At 43.8% G+C, this 19,897-nt stretch carries 14 protein-coding genes; 13 read left to right on the plus strand and 1 reads right to left on the minus strand.

The window, feature by feature from the left end:
- From QM738_RS00005 to QM738_RS00020, 4 genes are all read left to right on the plus strand, one after another.
- The coding region (locus QM738_RS00005) for a hypothetical protein (protein WP_462274613.1) at positions 1 to 242 on the plus strand (242 nt) is incomplete at its 5' end.
- A gap of 46 nt (positions 243 to 288) precedes the next feature.
- Positions 289 to 504, plus strand: coding sequence for a hypothetical protein (locus QM738_RS00010; protein WP_462274614.1), 216 nt, complete (start codon positions 289 to 291; stop codon positions 502 to 504).
- A gap of 529 nt (positions 505 to 1,033) precedes the next feature.
- Positions 1,034 to 1,201, plus strand: a complete 168-nt coding sequence (locus QM738_RS00015; RefSeq protein ID WP_462274615.1) for a hypothetical protein — start codon at positions 1,034 to 1,036, stop codon at positions 1,199 to 1,201.
- A gap of 89 nt (positions 1,202 to 1,290) precedes the next feature.
- Positions 1,291 to 1,503 carry a hypothetical protein gene (locus QM738_RS00020; RefSeq protein WP_462274616.1) on the plus strand — a complete coding sequence of 71 codons (213 nt, stop codon included), beginning with the start codon at positions 1,291 to 1,293 and terminating at the stop codon, positions 1,501 to 1,503.
- Positions 1,504 to 1,551: 48 nt separating this feature from the next.
- On the opposite strand, the gene QM738_RS00025 is transcribed toward QM738_RS00020, so the two are convergent.
- On the minus strand, positions 1,552 to 3,162 hold the full coding sequence (locus tag QM738_RS00025) for a tetratricopeptide repeat protein (RefSeq protein WP_462274617.1): 1,611 nt from the start codon (positions 3,160 to 3,162) through the stop codon (positions 1,552 to 1,554).
- Between the two features lie 592 nt (positions 3,163 to 3,754).
- Between QM738_RS00025 and QM738_RS00030 the strand changes: the two genes are divergently transcribed.
- The 9 genes from QM738_RS00030 to QM738_RS00070 all read left to right on the plus strand — a co-directional run bounded on the left by QM738_RS00030 (position 3,755) and on the right by QM738_RS00070 (position 19,646).
- Entirely contained in the window at positions 3,755 to 6,928 is a 3,174-nt protein-coding gene (locus QM738_RS00030) for a SusC/RagA family TonB-linked outer membrane protein (RefSeq protein ID WP_462274618.1), read from the plus strand.
- A gap of 26 nt (positions 6,929 to 6,954) precedes the next feature.
- Positions 6,955 to 8,472: a RagB/SusD family nutrient uptake outer membrane protein gene (locus tag QM738_RS00035; protein ID WP_462274619.1), complete on the plus strand. Its 1,518-nt coding sequence runs from the start codon at positions 6,955 to 6,957 to the stop codon at positions 8,470 to 8,472.
- Positions 8,473 to 8,607: 135 nt separating this feature from the next.
- Positions 8,608 to 9,804, plus strand: coding sequence for a multiheme c-type cytochrome (locus QM738_RS00040; protein ID WP_462274620.1), 1,197 nt, complete (start codon positions 8,608 to 8,610; stop codon positions 9,802 to 9,804).
- A 160-nt stretch (positions 9,805 to 9,964) separates the two neighbouring features.
- Entirely contained in the window at positions 9,965 to 10,486 is a 522-nt protein-coding gene (locus tag QM738_RS00045; RefSeq protein WP_462274621.1) for an RNA polymerase sigma factor, read from the plus strand.
- A gap of 87 nt (positions 10,487 to 10,573) precedes the next feature.
- A complete protein-coding gene (locus QM738_RS00050; RefSeq protein ID WP_462274622.1) occupies positions 10,574 to 11,665 on the plus strand; it encodes a FecR family protein in 1,092 nt (363 codons plus the stop codon).
- Positions 11,666 to 11,752: 87 nt separating this feature from the next.
- Complete coding sequence (locus tag QM738_RS00055; RefSeq protein WP_462274623.1) at positions 11,753 to 15,001, plus strand: SusC/RagA family TonB-linked outer membrane protein; 3,249 nt, start codon at positions 11,753 to 11,755, stop codon at positions 14,999 to 15,001.
- Positions 15,002 to 15,012: 11 nt separating this feature from the next.
- A complete protein-coding gene (locus tag QM738_RS00060) occupies positions 15,013 to 16,563 on the plus strand; it encodes a SusD/RagB family nutrient-binding outer membrane lipoprotein (RefSeq protein ID WP_462274624.1) in 1,551 nt (516 codons plus the stop codon).
- 46 nt (positions 16,564 to 16,609) lie between these two features.
- Positions 16,610 to 18,136, plus strand: a complete 1,527-nt coding sequence (locus QM738_RS00065) for a DUF5689 domain-containing protein (protein ID WP_462274625.1) — start codon at positions 16,610 to 16,612, stop codon at positions 18,134 to 18,136.
- A 22-nt stretch (positions 18,137 to 18,158) separates the two neighbouring features.
- Positions 18,159 to 19,646 carry a calcineurin-like phosphoesterase C-terminal domain-containing protein gene (locus tag QM738_RS00070; RefSeq protein WP_462274626.1) on the plus strand — a complete coding sequence of 496 codons (1,488 nt, stop codon included), beginning with the start codon at positions 18,159 to 18,161 and terminating at the stop codon, positions 19,644 to 19,646.
- The last annotated feature ends 251 nt before the right edge of the window (positions 19,647 to 19,897 follow it).

The following is a 19,897-nucleotide window of genomic DNA, read 5'->3' on the forward strand; positions in this document are numbered from 1 at the left end:
GAACATTCATCAACCAGGCAGGTGCTGTTTTAAATGTCAATTTACAGCAAAGCAATGCTTATGCAGTTAATACGCAGGGCACTTTCACTAACCAGGGTACCATCCGTATTGGCGATGCGCCTTATAACCCAGGCTCAAAGGGGGTATACTGGCAGGTAACAGCAGCAATTTCAGCAATACCGGCAGCCTCACATTTAATATTGATCCGGCCAACTGCGTACTCACTAATAATACGGGAGTGAACGGCTCTTTCTCAACTGCCGCCATTAGCATTGTGTCGGGTAAAAATTGTTTGACACGGTATTACCGGTAAAGCTCGTTTCCTTCCAGGGCCAGGCAGGGGATGGCTTTAATATATTATCGTGGGTTACTGCAGAAGAACTGAATCTCGAAAAATATGAACTGGAAAGATCAGATGCTGATAATGGTTCATTTCAATGGGAAACCATTGCAACGGTTGCACCGCAATACGGTCATGCGTACCAGTTCAAGATCTTTTTATAAATACAAACAGTTATTACCGTTTAAAGATCATCGATAATAATGGACTGTATAGCTACTCCGATATTGTATTGGTAAAAAATGGCGCCGCAGGCAAAACTACTTTACTGGTATACCCGGTGCCTGCAGGTAAGCTGATCCATATCTCCGCCCAGGTTGCTGAAAAAGAAGTGGAGCTTGACAATCATAAATGCAGCCGGGGCCGTGGTAAAAAGATATCAATATAAAACGGGTACGTATGTTGCAGTTGCAAATCAATCTCAGCAACATACCTGCCGGGGTGTATCAATTGGTACTGAGCGGGGCTGATAAACGGGTACTGCAACGAAAACAATTTGTAAAGGAATAGCCCAAAAAGATTTTTTATTTCTTATGTTTTAGTTTGGTTTTGACGCCTGATGTCTATCAGGGGTCTTGAACATGGGAGATATTATATCTCCCTGTTTTTTTGAGATACCATTTTTACTTGCAACTATTGTGCCCGTCTTACCGTCTAATACACTTTATAACAAAAAACAGTTTTTAAACATTTATGAAAAAGATCATTCTTTCCGTATCATTATTATTACTTCTTGCGGGTGTGCAGGCACAAAACAAAACAGCCAATTCAGCTACGTATAAAAATGCCATAGGTGTAAAAGTGTGGGATGGCGGAGGATTTCGTTCAAACATTTCTTCGATAGGCAGCAGTCGCCGGTGAGCGATTGGTTATTTCTGGAGCCAACGCGCCCGGCGTCATACAGGCCTGTACGAGATACACAGTGAGATTGCCAATGCCGATGGTTTAAAATGGTACATCGGTCCGGGTGCTCACCTGGGTTTTACGGTACAAAATATGGCGGCGGTACTACAGTTGGTGTGGACGGTGTGATTGGCCTCGATTATAAATTGCACAAAGCCCCGGTAAACTTTTCATTGGATTGGCAGCCATCTTTTGAGTTTGGCGATTATGGTGGTTTTGTTGGTGGCTGGGGCGGTTTAGGTATCAGGTATACTTTTTAGTTTTTAATATCTCTGGAATTTCTGGTGCAGTTGTTCAGGCAACTGCACCTATTTATGAGCCGAAACAATTCCTTTACCGGTAGCTTCTTGCAGGTTCTTTTTAGCCAATGCCAGTTCAGGCCTGTCGGAGTTACTATTGGAAATAGCAATTAATTGTTGATAGTAACCGGCTGCTTTTATTTCGTCGCCCGTTTTTTTGCTGCAAAAGGCAGCACCGTACAAACTATTGAAACGATTGGGATGTTTTTTCAGGTCTGCTTCATAAGCGGTAAGCGCTGCTGCAACCTTGTTCACCTGCAACAGCATATCGGCATACTGCTGCATAGCAGGTAGCACTTCTCCCGGTGTTACCGGGTGCTTCTCTGTTTTATTTTCCAGGTCCACCGCCTCCAGCATAGTTTTTAAAGCATCCTCTTTTTTTCCATCATTAAATGCGATCCAGGCAGCACCTGCTTTTACTTGTATCAATACCTGGCTGGCGCTGTAGGCATCTTTCCTGGCAACTAACGTATCATATATCGTATTCAGTTCCTTCCATTCATCTTCTGCAAGTTTAATATTACCCGTGTTGGCATTGCCCAGCAACCTTGCAAAATGAACAAGGGCTTTTTGCCACACGAATTTCTTCCACATATCACCAATGGCCGGATGTAAAGAAACAGCGGCTGCATCTTTCCATAATTTATTTTCCAGCGCATACCGGGCAGGGATAGCCGCCATTGCATACGCATTGGTACTCATTACCCCGCTCACTGCTTTTATAGAATCCACCACGTAGTCCACTTGTTTTTTTGCAGCGCTGTTATCTCCCTTCTGCAAATAACTGTACACCAGGTAATCGATGGCATGCAATTCTTCGCCCCAATGGCCTTTTAATTTAGATTGCTCTGCATAGCATTTGGCAGATGCCGCTGCTGCAAGGTTCGATTGTATATCTTCATCCCAAAGCCCCAGCCTTGTAAAAATATGCGAAGGCATATGCTGTGCATGTGCCGATGACGGTGCTACAGAAGCATAACGCCTTGCAGCATCCAATGCCTGTGCAGCCAGTTCGGGTACATCGTAGGCATGTATAATATAGTGGATGATACCGGGATGATCTTTTTCCCCGGGATATAAAGCCATCAGCAAATGCCCCGCCTTAATGCGGTTGGCAAAAGTTTTATCAGTAGGGTCTGCCGTGGCGATCAATGACAGTGCATAAAATATCGTTCGTTCTTTATCGGTGGAATCAGTAAGATAAAAATGCTCCATCGCATCTTTATATTTCATGCTGCGGCTTTTATGATCAACCGTTGCATAATCTTTATAAAATGCTGCCAACGCATCAATATATCCTTTTGCAGTGGCGGAACCGGCATCCATCGATTGCGCCAGGGCAATGGCCTTGCTGCCCTTTACCAGTTCTTCCTGTGTTGGCGGCGCCCATAAGGGATGATAATTGCTCATGGCTACGCCCCAATAGGCCATGGCGCATTGCGGGTCTTTATCAATTACTTTGGCAAAAGCTTTTTCTGATTCTTCGTATTCAAATGAATGGAGCAGGGCAATGGCCATATCAAAATCCTGTTGGGTTTCGGGCGAGCAGCTGGTACCGAAATGTACCTTACCAAATTCCTGCTGCGGCGGGCCACAACTGATAATGTCGCCATGCTTCAACTCCAGGCCGTTTGCGGCGGTAACGCTGCTGTTTTTCTTCCATTACAGTCAGTCAACAACCAGCAGGCACTTATAAAAACATACAAAAGAGGTTTCATTTTTGATGTTTTGAGGAAAACAAATGTAAAAAATAAAATGGTCGGTAAAATATTTTCCTCCGTGGTCGGTGTCCCCACCGATCAAGAGTGAATAATCCCCTGTGAAATATTTTCATACGCTTCGCCAGGCATTTCGGTTGGTGTTCGGTGATGACACCTACCATGGGTAAGGGGAAATAAAATCAGCAGGTAAATATTTTGCTCCCTGATCAGTGTCTCCACCAACCACGCATGGAACAGTATTTTTACGGCATACAGGGACAGTTTATTATAGACGGGGTTGAGCCCGCTGGCGTACACAAAATCCGTTTATCGCCATTATAATAATATATAGTAAACAGATTTAGCCATTATTGCCCCTTTTGGCTGACGTACTATTGAAGTAGCCATTTGCGTACTATTGAAGTAGCCGCTTTTTTGTATAAAGTGTTGTGTCAATTTACTTTTACCACTCTTGATTGCTGATTTATTAACCAAAAATTAAATGCTTGTATATGAGAGTACAACCTTTGCTACGGCTATCCGTATTTTTCATTTCCCTGTTTCTTTTTCAAACCACATTCGCTCAAAACCGCACCATTTCGGGTTCGGTCAATTCAAAAAGCACAGGACAACCGCTTTCCGGTGCTACTGTTACTGTTAAAGGAACAACTGCTTCCACCGTTACCGACAATGCCGGTAATTTTAAACTCACCGCCCCCCAATCGGCCAAAGTGCTCACCATTACTTATGTAGGGCATGTAAGCCAGGATATTATTATTCCTGCTTCGGGCAATGTAGTGATCCAGCTGGAACCTACTGCAGTGGCCAAACTGGACGAAGTAGTAGTGGTGGGCTATGGTGTACAACGAAAAAGTGTTGTTACCGGCGCTATTTCCAGCGTACGGGCCTCCGACCTGGAGAACCAACCCGTAGTAAGGGTGGAGCAGGCGCTGCAGGGCCGCACTTCCGGTTTAACTATTTCCACTTCTTCTGGCCAGCCCGGTTCTTCTTCCACCGTTCGTTTAAGAGGTTTTACCTCTTTCGGCAATGGTAAGAACGAACCATTATGGGTGATTGATGGCGTGGTGATCGATAACGGCGGTATCGGTTACCTCAACCAGGATGATATTGAATCCATAGAGGTGTTAAAAGATGGTGCATCTGCCGCTATCTATGGTACCCGAGCTGCGGCCGGTGTAATTTTAATTACTACTAAAAAAGGAAGATCAGGCACATTGCGTATCAACTACTCTGGTTTTGTAGGTACACAGGCGCCCAGCAAAAAGATCGACCTGCTGAATGCATCACAGTATGCCACTTTAAGAAACCAGGCACTGGTGGCTGCAGGTAGTACGCCAGCATTTGCCAACCCCGATGCGTTGGGTAAAGGCACCGACTGGCAGGAAGAGGTTTTTAACCGCCATGCTATCAAACAAAACCACGAACTGAGTGTGAGTGGCGGCAGTGATAAAGCCACTTATTTTGTATCTTTTGGATACAACGATATTGACGGCGTGGTGGCCAGTGATGTTTCCAAATGGAAACGCACCAATATCAGGATCAACACCAGTTTTAAACCTGCCAAGTGGATCAGCTTTGGCGAAAACCTCGGTTACAGCCATGCCAAGAACAGCGGCATCGGCGAGGTGAACCGGGAGTTTGGTGGTATCATCAGTTCCGCTTTAAATCTCGATCCTACAACGCCAACCAGGATCACCGATCCTGTTGCACAGGCGGCCTATGTGCCTGCCAGCGCCACTAACCTTGCTGCAGCTACCCGTGACCGTAATACCGGCCAGTTATTCGGTATATCTCCCTACGTATTACAGGAGATGAAGAACCCGCTGGCGGTGATCCAGAACAGGCTGGGCAACTATGGATGGGACCATAATTTTGTGGGCAATGTATATGTAGATATTGCACCCATAAAAGGATTGCTGATCCATTCTTCGCTGGGCAGCAAACTGGCTTTTTATGGCAGCGAAAGTTTTACACCGGTAGCATTTTATAATACCGCTACTGCGATCAACCAAAGCAGCCTTACCCGTGTGGAAAATTATGTTGCCAACTGGAACATAGAAAACACGGTATCGTATAACCGCATTTTTAATAAACACAACGTTACTTTACTGGCTGGTATGGGCAAGTACAAGGATAATAACCCAAGAGGTGCCACAGTTACTTACCTGAACATTCCTGCCACTACTTTTGAAGAAGCTTCTTTCCGTTTTAATGCATTGCCTGCCAACAGGCAGAACAGCAGTGGTTCGGATGGTACCGATCACCGCATCAATTCCTTATTCTCCCGTTTGCAATACAACTACGATGAGAAATATTTATTGACCGCTTTGATCAGGAGGGATGGATCTTCAAGGTTTGGTTCCAACAATAAGTTTGGTTACTTCCCTTCTGTATCAGTAGGCTGGGTACCCACACTGGAAAATTTCTTTCCTAAAACGGAGATACTCAACAGCCTGAAGATACGCGGTAGCTATGGTGTTACCGGTAATGATGGTATCGGTGATTTTGCTTTTGTACCATTGGTGGATGCAGGTGGCCAACGTAACTATACATTCGGTTCTACTGAAACAGTATATATTGGTTACAGTCCTGCGGCTCCTGCCAATCCCGATCTTAAATGGGAAGAGACCAGCCAGACCGATATCGGTTTTGATGCGATACTGTTCAATAAATTAAGCCTTACCATGGATGTGTACAAGAAGAAAACAAAAGGTATTTTGCAGAACCCACCGATCCCGGGCTATGCAGGTTATGGCAGCTTTGCACAAAACATTGCGGATATTGAAAACACAGGCCTGGAAATTGAACTGGGGTATAAAAAGAAATTCGGTGAACTCAATTTTGGTGTGAACAGTAATATTTCTTTCTATAAAAACAAAGTTACCAAGCTGATACCGGGCAGTACCTTCCTGGAAGATAACAGCGCCACTTTCCAGAACATGGGTAATATCACCAGGACTGCTTTGAATGCAGCATACCAACGTTATTTTGGTTATAAATCTTTGGGCATCTTCCAGTCGCAGGCCGAAGTGGACAGCTATGTTGGTTCGGATGGTGTTACCAAACTGCAGCCCAATGCAAAACCAGGCGATACCAAGTTTGCTAATTTAAACAACGATAATATCATCAATCCTGATGACCGCACTTATATCGGTAATCCTAATCCTACAGTGAGTTATGGTCTTACTGTTAATCTTGCGTATAAGAATTTTGATTTCGTGGTATTCGGTAGCGGTTCAGGTGGCAACCAGATCTTCCAGGGTTTAAGAAGGCTGGATATTGCAGCATCCAACTATCAAACCAAGTATTTGGATGCATGGACTGCCAACAACACGGGGGCAAAATTACCCAGGATCGTTAATGGAGATCCTAATGGTAACTATTCCAAATTCACCGACCTGTACCTGGAAAGTGGTAATTATTTTAAACTAAGGACCATGCAGCTGGGATACAATCTGCCAAAAACAATGATCAGTAAATGGGGTATGCAACGGTTCCGCGTATACGTACTGGCTGAGAACCTGTTCACCATTACCAAGTACAGTGGTTACGATCCTGAAATTGGTGTAAGCCCCGATTCGGGTGGTGGTGCACAGTTTGGTATCGACCGTGGTGTGTATGTGCAACCGCGTTCCTTCCTGGTAGGTGTAAATGTTGGATTCTAAAATTTAAAACCATTCAATTAAAAGATATGAAAAAGAAAATATTATACGCTGCTGTCATCATTGCTGCTGTGCAGTTTTTAGATGGCTGTAAAAAAGAACTGGATGTAAATCCGCAGAACCGTATCACGCTGGATAATTATTATAAAACAGAAGCGGATGCATTTGCGGCGCTGGTATCTGTTTATGATCGCTTTGGTTACCAGAGTGGTGGTTTGTATGATAAAGCCTCTATCATGGATGTGGCCTGCGACGATCAACTAGCAGGCGGTGGTGGCCCTACAGATATCAACGACCTGCAGGTAATGCAAACTTATACATTGAATGCCAGCACAGGTCCGCAGGGGTATCTGTGGAACAGGGGTTACTCCGGTATATTCCGTGCCAATACATTGCTTTCTAAAATTGATGCCATCAATATGGATGCTACCAAGAAAGCAAGGTTTATTGCAGAAGTGAAGACCATGCGTGCAGCTTTTTATTTTGACCTGGTTACCTTCTTCAAAAATATTCCATTGATAGAAGGTACGGTGGATCCGAAAGACCTGTACAATATCGACCAGACAACACCGGATAAAATTTATGCGTATGTTGAAAAAGACCTGAATGATGCGATTCCTGTTTTACCATCTACTGTTCCTGTAGCAACAGAGGGTGGCCGCTTAACAAAAGGCGGTGCACAGGCATTGTTAGGTAAAGTATTATTGTACGAAAAGAAATGGCAGGCAGCTGCAGACCAGTTTGCAGTGGTGAATGGTACCAACCCGGGTGTTTCTCCATCGGTATATGGTTACAAGCTGCTGGCTAACTATGCCGACCTGTGGAAGTCGAGCAATAAATTCAACAGCGAATCAGTGATAGAATTTGTGCACAGCGCTATCTCTAATGGGGGATGGGGCGATGCCGGCGCCAGCGAAGGCAACCTGTTGTGTATCACTACCGGCCCGAGGGGTTATTCTCAATTAAGCCCTACGGCGCCTGATTATTTTTCCGGTTACAGCTTTTTAGTATTCACCAAACCGTTCTTCGATTTCATTCACTTCGATCCGAGGAATGCTGCTACGGTAGCCAACCTGGATAGTTTGAAAACAGCCGGTGTTGCCAACTACACTGCAGGCTATAACAATACCGGTTATTTCCTGGGTAAATTCATCGGCCGTGTATCCAACAAAGCAGCAACCACACCTGAACTGAACTTTGGACAGGACTTTTACGAGATACGTCTTGCAGATACTTACCTGATGGAAGCAGAAGCATTACTGAATGCAGGCGGCTCAGTAGGTGTTGGTACCAGGGCTTATCAATTGCTGAATGCAGTAAGGTCACGGGTAGGATTACCCGCAGTTGCAGTAACGCAGGCGAATATTGAAACCGAAAGAAGGCTGGAGCTGGCAGGCGAAGGCTTACGCTGGCCCGACCTGGTACGCTGGGGTAAAGCAGCAACCGTGCTGGCTTCAAAAGGTTTTGTAGCCGGTAAGCACGAGCTGTTCCCGATACCACAGAATGAACTGAACAATACAAAACTTAAACAGAATCCTAACTGGTAAAATTATTTGCCAGTCAGCAATCCTGGCAAATTACATAGCAAGTTTTAGCAATTTAGCAGTTGTTTATTTGGAAACAAGAAGTTGCCATGTGTCTACATGGCAGCTTTCTTTTTTATGGTATCTTTAAATTCTGCGATGATGAAGCATCCAAAAATATTTTTTGTAGTAAGCCTGCTGATGGGGATGCTGCTGCTATTCTCCAAATGTATCAACAGCAGCAACGAAAGTTATGCGGATGCAAGGGGAGAAAAATATGCAGGTGCTGCAACCTGTATGGGTTGTCATAAAGATATAGTAACATCTTTTGCGCATAATGGTCATTACAAAACATCTTCGCCGGTTGATAACAGGGCGCTTAAAAAACTGGTAACGGCTGCCAACAGTATTTTTTACTTCATGGATTCCAGCCATATTACTATAGAAGAAAAAGACAGTGTGCTGGGGCAAACTTATTTCAGCAATGGAAAAGAAACGGTCTCGCATAAATTTGATATTGCTTTTGGCTCTGCAGAAAAAGCGCAAACCTATGCTTACTGGCAGGCAGATAAATTGCTGGAACTGCCTTTAACTTATTTTACTGCAATGCATACCTGGGCCAATAGTCCCGGTTTCACTATCAATCACGCTAACTATAATCGTGTAATAGAAAGCCGTTGCTTTGAATGTCATGCTTCTTATGTCAGTAAAGAATTTGTACAATCAGGCGCTTTAAAGGTGAGTGAAAAATTGGATCCTGCATCGATCATCTATGGCATTGACTGCGAACGCTGCCATGGTCCTGCCGCTGATCATGTACAATACCAGCAGCAACACCCAGATGATAAAAAAGCAAAATTCATTACCAGTATCAGTGCGCTCAGCAGGCAACAGCAGCTGGATGTATGTGCTGTTTGTCATTCGGGTAATGATCAGTCCACACAACGTTCGGTATTTGGTTTTGTACCGGGTGATACCTTATCCAATTTTTATTTTCCTGATTTTGGTTCCGGCAACAACGAACCTGATGTACATGGCAAGCAACTGCAAATGCTGCAATCAAGCAAATGTTTTCAATTGAGCCAGATGACCTGTAACACCTGTCATAACAATCACCAGGAACAAAATACGCAAAGCTTTATCAGTACCTGTATGAACTGTCACCAAAGTTCTGCGCATGCAGTGGGTTATATAAAACAGGACAATATGAATTCAAAAATCTTGACTGTAAATAAAAATTGTATTGATTGCCACATGCCTTTGCAACCTTCCAAAACTATTTACTTTAACAGCAGCGCCGGTTTAAAAAACCTGCCTTACCTGTTGCGTACACACAGGATAGCCGTATATAAATAACAATATATCCACATTCGCTTTTTTTTATGCAACTGGTTCAGTTGTATCGGTTTATTGCTTCGTTCAAAGAACATTACTATTTCTTAACATTGGCCATATGTACCATCGCAGGTAAAACTTTTACCTTGCAGCCTCAATATTACAGGGTGTTCTAACTGCTATGAATGTAATAGAGGAAATAAAAAAGGGCGAGGTAAATGCTTTTACAGCGGTATATAATTTATACCACGTTAAACTCTACCGCTATTTTTTAAAGAAGACAAAGGACCCGGAAACCACCAAAGAACTGGTGCAGTTATCTTTTATCAAACTCTGGAATTCCAAACATACCCTCTCGGATAATTTTCCTTTCGACAACCAGTTGTTTGTGATCGCCAAAACAACTTTCATTGATTTTATACGGCAGGATGCACTTAAAAAAAGCCGCTCGGCTGTGCTGGAAGAAGATACGGCTGAATGGCTGCAGACAAGCCCTGACAGCAGTTTTGAAGAAGCAGACTATTTTGACAAAGTGATCACTGCATTACCGCCGGTGCGCAAAAAGATCTTTATCATGAGCCGCTCCAAAGGTTTGAATTATAAAGAAATTGCCAACGAATTGTCCATCTCCATCAATACGGTGGAAGACCACATGAGCAAAGCGCTCCGGTATTTAAAGACCATTGCTTCCATTTTTTTCTAACAACAATACGGTACAATATTAAGTTAATGTTACCAGCAGTGGTAAGCAGGTTTGTTGTACGTACTATATATAAACGACTAATAGCTGATGACGATCACACAAACTTTGATTGACCGTTTCTTTGAAAACAAATGTTCCCCGGAAGAAGTGGCGGCTGTGATCAGTTATTTTAAAAATAATCCCGGTGCAGTTCGATCGGCTTTTAAAAAAGAGGAATGGGATGCAATTGTACAGGAGGGAGCGTTGCCCGGCAACCTGTCCGGAGAAATGCTGGAGCATATCAAAGCGGAGCTTTTCAGCCAGCCGGAGGCAGCGCCCAAAACGGCGAGGATACATTATTATAAATGGATAGCGGCGGCTTCGGTTATTTTGATACTGGGTGTATGGTTCCTTCAAAAAAAGAACAGCGGTACTATTGATACGGTTGCGCAATTAAAAGATACAACAACTCAACAGGCAGTTGCTTCAACCGGTACGAAAGAAGACTGGCAAACAAAATTCAACAGCAATAAAAGGCCGATGAAAGTATTGCTGCAGGATGGCTCTAAAGTAACCTTGTCAGCAAATTCTGGTATCCGTTACCTTACTGTATTTACTGGTAATAAAAGAGATATTTACCTGGATGGCGAAGCTTTTTTTGAAGTGGCGAAAGATAAAACCAAGCCTTTTATTGTATATGCAGGCGGACTGTCAACAACTGCATTGGGTACATCGTTCATTGTATCGGATGCCAAACAAAAAGCGGGCAGCATCATGGTAAAACTTTTCACGGGCAAGGTAGTGATCAAAGCCACTAAAAGCCTGGCGGGATGGAAGCAGGATGCTTTTTTAACACCGGGGCAGCAGCTTACATACAATGAAGCAAAAGGAACTGTCGACATAGCAACATTCAGTATAGAAAATAAAAAAGATACCATTAAGCCCGGACCAATTACAGGCAAGGGAGATGAAATAACATTTTCTCATACAGCATTGTCAGAAGTTTTAGACAGGTTAACTGAACTGGAAGGTATCGATATAAAATATTCTAAAGAAGAACTGAAAGGAATGAATTTTACCGGGAGTATCAACAGGAAGGATGATACGGGCGTGATCTTAAAGGTGATAGCACAAATGAACGGACTTACAATTACCCAACTAACCAACAAGTCGTTTGTGATAACTAAATCCAGCAACTAAAATAACAGCTGCCTTTATAAAGGACATACTGCTGCAAATGCAGTAAGGGCACTGTATTGCCAATACTTTAAATAAACAATGATAAAAATGCTACACAAATTGAACCATTTTTTTAAAACTGCAGGAGTACTGATCGTTTTACTTTGTGCTACTATCTGTTCCGCGTATGCGCAGCAATCTGCAAATATGGCTACTACTGTTACCGGTACAGTGCTGAACGAGAAAGGCGAATTTTTGCAGGGTGTTACTGTAAAAGTACAGCAGAGCAACGCTGCTGCCGGTTTTGTTGCCACCACCAACGAAAAGGGTTTGTTTACTTTTAAGAACCTGATGGTAGGCGCTGCCTATCATTTTACTATGAGCTATGTGGGGTACGAAGAAACAACCGTTAAGAATTTCGTTGTTAAATCGAATGAAAGCAATTCTTTACTCGTAAAATTAAAAGAGAATAAAACACAACTGGATGAAGTGGTGGTGACCGCGTTAGGCATCACCCGGCGAGAAAGATCGCTGGGATACTCAGCGACCACGGTACAGGGCGAACAATTGACAGAAGCTGTTTCGAGCAACTGGACGGATGCATTGTCTGGTAAAGTTGCCGGTTTGAACCTGATCCGTTCGGGCAGTGGGCCAACGGGCAGTATAAAAATTGTATTACGCGGCGAGAATAATCTTACCGGCGATAATGAAGCGCTGATAGTAGTGGATGGCGTGGTGATCAACCAGGGCAGCGGCCGCCGCACAGCAATTGCAGGCGAATCTGCTTATGGTGTAAGCAGTGATAATATGCCCGTTGATTACGGCAGCAGTCTGAATGATATCAATCCTGAAGATATTGAATCGATCAGTGTGCTGAAAGGGCCGGGTGCTTCTGCATTATATGGACAACGCGGCGCCAATGGTGCGGTGATCATTACTACAAAATCGGGTAGTGCTAAACGTAAGGGCCTTGGTATCACTTTTAATTCCAATGCTTCTATTGAACAGGTGAACCGCTGGCCCGACCTGCAATATGAATATGGACAGGGGCTTGCAGGTGCAGCGTATTATTCTTACGGCGCTTCTGCCGATGGCGCCAGCACCAGCTCTACCAGTTCGGCATATGGACCACGGTTCAATGGTCAAATGTTTTACCAGTACGATCCTGCAACACAAAAGCAGGGCGCTACCAAAACTCCCTGGGTGCCTTATAAGAATGGCGTAAATAATTATTTCAATACCGGTCATACACTTACCAATACCATTACGGTGGATGGCGGTACAGACAGAACCAGTGCAAGATTTTCTGTTACCAATGTAAAGAATGACTGGATCACCCCGAACACCGGTTATAACCGCAATACGGTTTCACTTTCAGTAAATTCAAAAGTGAATGACCGTTTGCAGATCTCTTCAAAAGTAAACTATACCAATAAATGGAGTGACAATTTGCCCGGTGCAGGATATGGTAACCAATCCATCATGTACTGGTATATTTTCTGGCAGCCAAATGCTGATCCATCCTGGCTAAAAGATTACTGGGTAAAAGGAATGGAAGGCAAACGCATTCAATATCCTTACAGCAGTTTTCCTGAAAATCCTTATGCCATTGCTTATGAATTCATCAACACTTCCAACCGTCATAATATTACCGGTAGCATACAGGCCAATTATAATTTTACAAAGAACTTCAGCCTGCAGCTGAGAACTTCTATTGATCTGGCTTACGAAGCAAGAGCGCAAAAACGTCCTTATGATGCCGGTTCAAAACTGGTGAAAGGCAGCTACCGTTCGCAGGATATTTTTTCTGATGAAGCCAGTTCTGATTTTTTACTGAAGTACAGTGGTAAGATCAGTCATGATATTGAATTCACTGCTACAGCCGGTGGCAGTATTTTAAGGAACAATTATAATAAAGATGAGACCCGTGCGGATTCATTAACTTATCCCGGTGTATATTCTTTTGCCAATGCAGCCGGTCCATTGGTGGCAATGCCATACAGCAGCAAATATGCTATCAACAGTTTTTATGGATTGATCACAACTTCTTTCAAAAAATACCTATACCTCGATCTTACTGCACGTAAAGACTGGAACAGTGTACTGGCAACACCGGAACGTACTACCAATGCAGGCTTTTTTTATCCTTCTGCTAATGTAAGTTTTGTGGTATCGGATGCAACAAAGCTGCCTGAAATATTCAACTTTGCAAAACTGCGTTTTTCCGTTGCAAGCGTGGGCAGTGGCGGTACTATTCCATACCTCACCGCTTATAATTATGAAACAGCGGGAAGCTTGTATGGCGGCGGTTTGCAAGTGCCTTCCTTATTGGCCAATCCTAACCTGCGTCCATTGAGAACTACCAGCTATGAAGCCGGTGCCAATGTAAGAATGTTCAAGAACCGAGTGAACCTGGACATTACAGTTTATACCGGTAATACCAAAGACCAGCATTTGCGCCGTATTCTCGATAGGGCAGCCGGGTATACACAGGTGCTCATCAATGGCGGTGTGGTGAATAACAAAGGCATTGAAATTGCATTGAATGCAACACCAATAAAACGCAAGAATAATTTTTCATGGTCAACCGGAATTGTTTTCTCTGCCAATAAAAATGTTATCAAAGAATTGCTCGACAGTTCTGTTGTATTGCAGACAGGCCCTGTGGCTGGCGGACAAATCGTTGCCAAAGTGGGTGGCAGCATGGGCGACCTGTACGGCAGGGGATATGTACGCTCTCCTGATGGACAGGTGGTATACGATGCCAATACAGGTAATGCGTTGATATCCCAGGATGTGGTATACCTCGGTAATACCATTCCTAAATTCAAAATAGGACTTACCAATGATTTTACGTACAAACAATTCAGGTTGCACCTGTTGTTTGATGCACAGGCCGGCGCTGTAGCGCATTCGCTGATGAATTATAAACTGGCGGAGCAGGGTAAAACAATGATCACTGTTCCCGGCAGGTACAATGGTATTATTGGCAATGGTGTGGTAATGGGCGCCGATGGTAAATACAGGCCGAATGATGTGATAGCAACCAATATTGATGAATACTATCGCTCTCACTATGGTGCTGATAATGCTGAGGGCAGCACATTCAGTACCGACTTTATCAAATTCCGTGAAGCAAGACTGGACTTTACACTCAACCCAAGGCTTACACGAAAATTGAAATTACAGAAAGCCACTATCGGTATATACGGACGTGATCTTTTCATCTGGTCACCATGGCCCATGTTCGATCCTGAATTTGGTACCCTTACCGGTACAGATATCGTACGCGGATTTGAAACGGCACAGTTCCCTTCCACCCGTACCATGGGCGTTAACCTTGTTGTTGGTTTTTAAAATATTTAATTATGAAGAACAAAATGAACAAAATCATTCTTATTGTAATCGTGCTGGGCTCTTTATTGTCGTCCTGCACCAAAAATTTCCAGGAAATTAATACCGACAATAACAATATACCCAATGCATTACCGCAGCAGTTCTTGGCGCCTGCGCTGGTAAATACGCTCACCTACAACATGCTGCGCAACCGTAATTTCAATAACGAGTTGATGCAGGTTACCATCAATCCCAGTGATGCAGAAGGGCAGGTGTTCCGGTATGATTACCGCTCTAACTGGTCGGATTATTTATACAATGGCCTGTACTCGCAGTTGTCTAATTTTAAAGAGATCTACCTGCTTTCCGGCGACAGCACTAATGTGAATTATAATAAGTCGTACATGGGCATATCTCTGATTTGCCAGTCGTGGATATACTCAATACTAACTGATACTTATGGTGATATACCTTATTATCAATCCAACCAGGGCAGGGATTCACTGATCTACGAACCTGCTTTTGATAAACAGAAAAACATTTACCTCGATATTTTTAAAAGACTGGAGCAGGCCAATACATTGCTGTCTTCGAGCGTGGCCATTGTAGCTTCCAGCGACCCGGTTTACAACGGCAATATCTCCCGCTGGCGCAAATTCGGTAACTCATTATACCTGCGTTTGCTGTTGAGGCTTTCCGGCAAGGCAGAAGTTGCTGCAGATATGATCGCCAAGATCAAGGAAATAGTAGATACTAACCCGAGTGGTTACCCGATAATGGCCAGCAATGATGAATCGGCAATTTTGCGATGGACAGGCATCGGCCCTTATACCTCTCCTTACTTTAGTGTAAGGGAACAGGATTTCAGGGCACCGGGCCTTGCCAATTTCTTTATCCAGAACCTGGTGAACTGGAATGATCCACGCATTGATATCCCTACTTATGGTACAGGCGGATTTAACCGTTGGGGCATTGCTCCCTACCAGGGCGCTTATTTAGGTATGCCCGGTGGTTATGCACCAGGAGAGAATCCTGTAAAGAAATCTTATTTCTATTCCAATACCTCAGCAGTGTCATTACAAACAGATCCGCTTACAGGTATGATGATGAACTATGCAGAACTGAAATTCATTTTAGCAGAAGCAGCTGCAAAAGGATGGATCAGTGGCTCGGCAGAAACATATTATAATGACGGAGCTTTGAACAGTATCACACTATGGTTGCCGCTGTGGCCAACGATCATAAACACCCAAACTAATTTACCTAACAATATTGTTACATTTTTAGTGGCGGCCGATAAACAATGGCTGAACAACAGTACCCTGGATGAAAAGATGGAAAGGATCCACCTGATGAAATATTATACGCTGTTCCTTGCCGATATGCAGCAGTGGTTCGAATACCGCCGCACCGGCCACCCGGTTCTACCCAAAGGAAATGGTTTAAAGAACAATGGCATCATGCCTGCAAGGATGACCTACCCGGTGTATGTGCAGTCGGCTAACCCCACCAATTACCAGCTTGCTATAGCAGCACAAGGTCCTGATGTGATCTCCACACAGGTATGGTGGCAAAAACCATAAACGGAATTTCATTCATTAAAAACTGTTATAGAAATAACCATACAAAATGAAAAAAAATATTTTATACTATTGCTGTTTACTGTTATTGTTCTTTACTGCAGGCTGTAAGAAGGAGGGCAATTATCCCGGCGGCGTTATCAGTCCTTATATTTCCATTTATGATGTGCGGGACCTGTACCGTGGAAATGATGTAAGTCTTTCCAAAGAAAATATGTTCGGTTCTGCAAAAATTACCGGCGTAGTGGTATCCGATCATACGGGCAATAATTTACCTGAAGGTTTGTTGGTGATACAGGATAAACGCCGTTTGTCTGAACTGCGTGGTATCTCTATAGCCATTGGTGCAGATGCAGCAAAATATATACCCGGCGATTCTGTGATCGTGAATGTAGAAGGTGCAGTGTTGAAAAGAGCGAATGGCATATTGCAGATAACAGGCGTATCCGGCGGCGCTGTTACCAAAGTTTCTTCCGGCAATCCTATTGGAGTGAACCGTGTACCATCCAGTTCGGTACTGGCCGATCCCGGTAAATACGAAAGCACTTTGATCGTGATCGTTAAAGCAGGTTTTAATCCATTGCCTGCGCCAGGAGATGTTTTATCAGGCGATAAAGTGTTGAATGATGGCTTTGCCGATCTTACTTTACACACAGAAGCTACTTCAAAATTTGCCAATACGCCGGCGCCTTTTCTCGCTAATTTTTATGGTATCGTTTTCAATAAGCAGGTTTCTGATACACAATTGATCCCGCAACTGCGCATGCGTACAGTGGATGATGTAGTGGTATTGAGTTCTACCATTAATATCGCACCCGTTATCATTACCGGCTTCATCAGCGATGTGGCTGGCGGTGATGGTAATTATGAGTACATGCAGTTCATGGCGACACAGGATATTAATTTTGCCACCACACCTTATTCCGTGGTGGTTACCAATAATGCAAATGCGTCTGTGCCTACGGGTTACCCTGTAAATGGCTGGGCCACCGGAAACATGCGTACCTATAAAATGAACCTTACCTCCGGCACCGCTGCCAAGGGCACTTTCTTTTATGTGGGCGGAACCGGTAAAACTATTAATGGCGCCAGCTCCACCAGCATCAGCAGCGTAAACTGGATACGCTCATTCAATTATACCACTACAGATGGCGATGGCTTTGGTACCAAAACATCCGGCCTGTTTGCCAACAGTGGTAATGCTTCGGGCTTTGCGATATTCAAGGGCACGAATGTAGATGTGAATTCCGCACCGGTGGACGTATTGTTTGTATCTACCGGCGGTAGTTTGTATACAACTACACCAGCACCGCAGGGATATCGTATCGCCAACACCGATTGGTACGATATCAAGAATCCTATCACGCTGGAAGATCAGCCATTTTACAGGAGTGGTTCCAACACGCTGAACATGAGTTATACAACCGCCGACCTGGGATATTTTTATAAAATGGGTGGCGAGTATAATGTTACACTCGGCAGGTGGACAAAAGCAAGAGCACAAAACAATGTATTACTTACCAAAACATCCCAGCTGGTAGAAATTGAAGGCCCGGGATCAACCGTTCTAAAATAATACACAACATTTCAGGAATATTATGGAAAGAAGAAGTTTTCTCAGGAATTTTGGACTGGCGGGAGCCATGCTAACGGTGCCGCCTGTACTATCAGAAGCCGCAGCAATTTCAGCGCCACCGCAAAGAGCGATAGGCCCGCTTACGATCAAAGGAAAAGTTACCAGCAAGTCGGCAGGATTGGCCGGTGTGGCTGTAACAGACGGCTACAGTATCGTATTGACAGATAAGAATGGTAATTATAAGCTGGACAGTATCAGCACTGCTGAGTTTGTATATATCAGTATACCTGCGGGCTATCATTTCAGCAACGAAAAAGGTATCGCAAAGTTTTATGTGCCCATCAATACCACCGGTAATAGTTTTACAGCCGATTTTTCGCTGGATAAACTGGAAGTGGATGATAAGCAACATTGTTTTGTAGTATGGGCCGATACACAAATGATATCACAGAAAGATGTGGAGCTATTAAAAACACAATCCGTACCCGATCTTCAGCAGTTGGTAAAAACGTACCCGGATCAAACTTTATTCCATGCCATTGGTTGCGGCGACCTGGTATGGGATAAGTTTGAATTATTTGACGGCTATAAACAGGCTGTTGAAAATACCGGTGTTACTTTCTTTAACCTGATCGGCAATCATGATATGGACCTGGATGCCCGTACAGATGAATTGTCTTCTAAAACTTTTAAAAAACAATTCGGTCCCACGTATTATTCTTTCAACAGGGGAGAACTGCATTACGTGGTGCTGGATGATGTATTCTTTATCGGTACGGCAAAACAATATATCGGTTACATTACAGAGAACCAGTTGCAATGGCTGGAACAGGATCTTGCATTGGTGAAACCAGGTACCACGGTGATCGTTAACCTGCATATACCTACCAATACCGGCGCGGCAAGAAGAGCGAATAAAGAAGCAGAACTGGGATCGGTAGTAGCCAACAGGCAACAGTTGTATAAAATGCTGGCGCCTTATAAAGTACATTTCATGTCGGGGCACACACATTTTAACGATACCTGGGAAGAAGGTAATATGATGGAGCATAACCACGGTACAGTTTGCGGAGCGTGGTGGACGGGGCCGATCTGCGGCGATGGCACACCCAGTGGTTATGGTGTGTACGAAGTAAATGGCAGCGATATCAAATGGTATTATAAATCCACCGGCAAACCGAAAGAATATCAATTATCGTTATTTGGAAAAGGCAGATCGAAAGAATTCCCGGATGAGATCATTGCCAATGTATGGAACTGGGATGTAAAATGGAAAGTGGAATGGTGGGAAGATGGCGTTGCAAAAGGGCCGATGCAGCAGCGGGTGGCATTCGATCCACTGGCAGTGGAATTGTATGCAGGACCTGAATTACCTAAGAAACATAAGTTTGTTGAACCAACATTGGCAGATCATATCTTCTCTGCTAAACCATCACCCGGTGCTAAACAAATAGAAGTAAAAGTTACCGACCGATTTGGAAATATCTACAGCGAAAAGATCGCAGTTTAAGTCGCTCTCATATAGGTTAATTTTTGCTGCCTTCTTAGTAAGGCAGCTTTTTTATTAAGGGTCGGGGCGCATAGCGCAGGAGCGACCTGAACCGTAAGGCTGATAGCCTCTACCATCTTGTATCGACTTCAGAAATGCTGTTCAACTTCATTAGCACCGTACTCTTCAACATTTTATCATCACTGAACCCTTATCTTAGCGTAAAAATTAAACCCGTCCGCATAAATCGTTCATCCAGTTCTCATCTGCGC

This window comes from Ferruginibacter sp. (genome assembly GCF_049840995.1).
Classification (GTDB): domain Bacteria; phylum Bacteroidota; class Bacteroidia; order Chitinophagales; family Chitinophagaceae; genus Ferruginibacter.

Excerpts from the sequence above, each read along its gene's own strand:
- QM738_RS00015 (WP_462274615.1), top strand. The coding sequence starts at position 1,034 with ATGAAAAAGATCATTCTTTCCGTATCATTATTATTACTTCTTGCGGGT.
- QM738_RS00020 (WP_462274616.1), top strand. The coding sequence starts at position 1,291 with ATGGTACATCGGTCCGGGTGCTCACCTGGGTTTTACGGTACAAAATAT.
- QM738_RS00030 (WP_462274618.1), top strand. The coding sequence starts at position 3,755 with ATGAGAGTACAACCTTTGCTACGGCTATCCGTATTTTTCATTTCCCTG.
- QM738_RS00035 (WP_462274619.1), top strand. The coding sequence starts at position 6,955 with ATGAAAAAGAAAATATTATACGCTGCTGTCATCATTGCTGCTGTGCAG.
- QM738_RS00040 (WP_462274620.1), top strand. The coding sequence starts at position 8,608 with ATGATGAAGCATCCAAAAATATTTTTTGTAGTAAGCCTGCTGATGGGG.
- QM738_RS00045 (WP_462274621.1), top strand. The coding sequence starts at position 9,965 with ATGAATGTAATAGAGGAAATAAAAAAGGGCGAGGTAAATGCTTTTACA.
- QM738_RS00050 (WP_462274622.1), top strand. The coding sequence starts at position 10,574 with ATGACGATCACACAAACTTTGATTGACCGTTTCTTTGAAAACAAATGT.
- QM738_RS00055 (WP_462274623.1), top strand. The coding sequence starts at position 11,753 with ATGCTACACAAATTGAACCATTTTTTTAAAACTGCAGGAGTACTGATC.
- QM738_RS00060 (WP_462274624.1), top strand. The coding sequence starts at position 15,013 with ATGAAGAACAAAATGAACAAAATCATTCTTATTGTAATCGTGCTGGGC.
- QM738_RS00065 (WP_462274625.1), top strand. The coding sequence starts at position 16,610 with ATGAAAAAAAATATTTTATACTATTGCTGTTTACTGTTATTGTTCTTT.
- QM738_RS00070 (WP_462274626.1), top strand. The coding sequence starts at position 18,159 with ATGGAAAGAAGAAGTTTTCTCAGGAATTTTGGACTGGCGGGAGCCATG.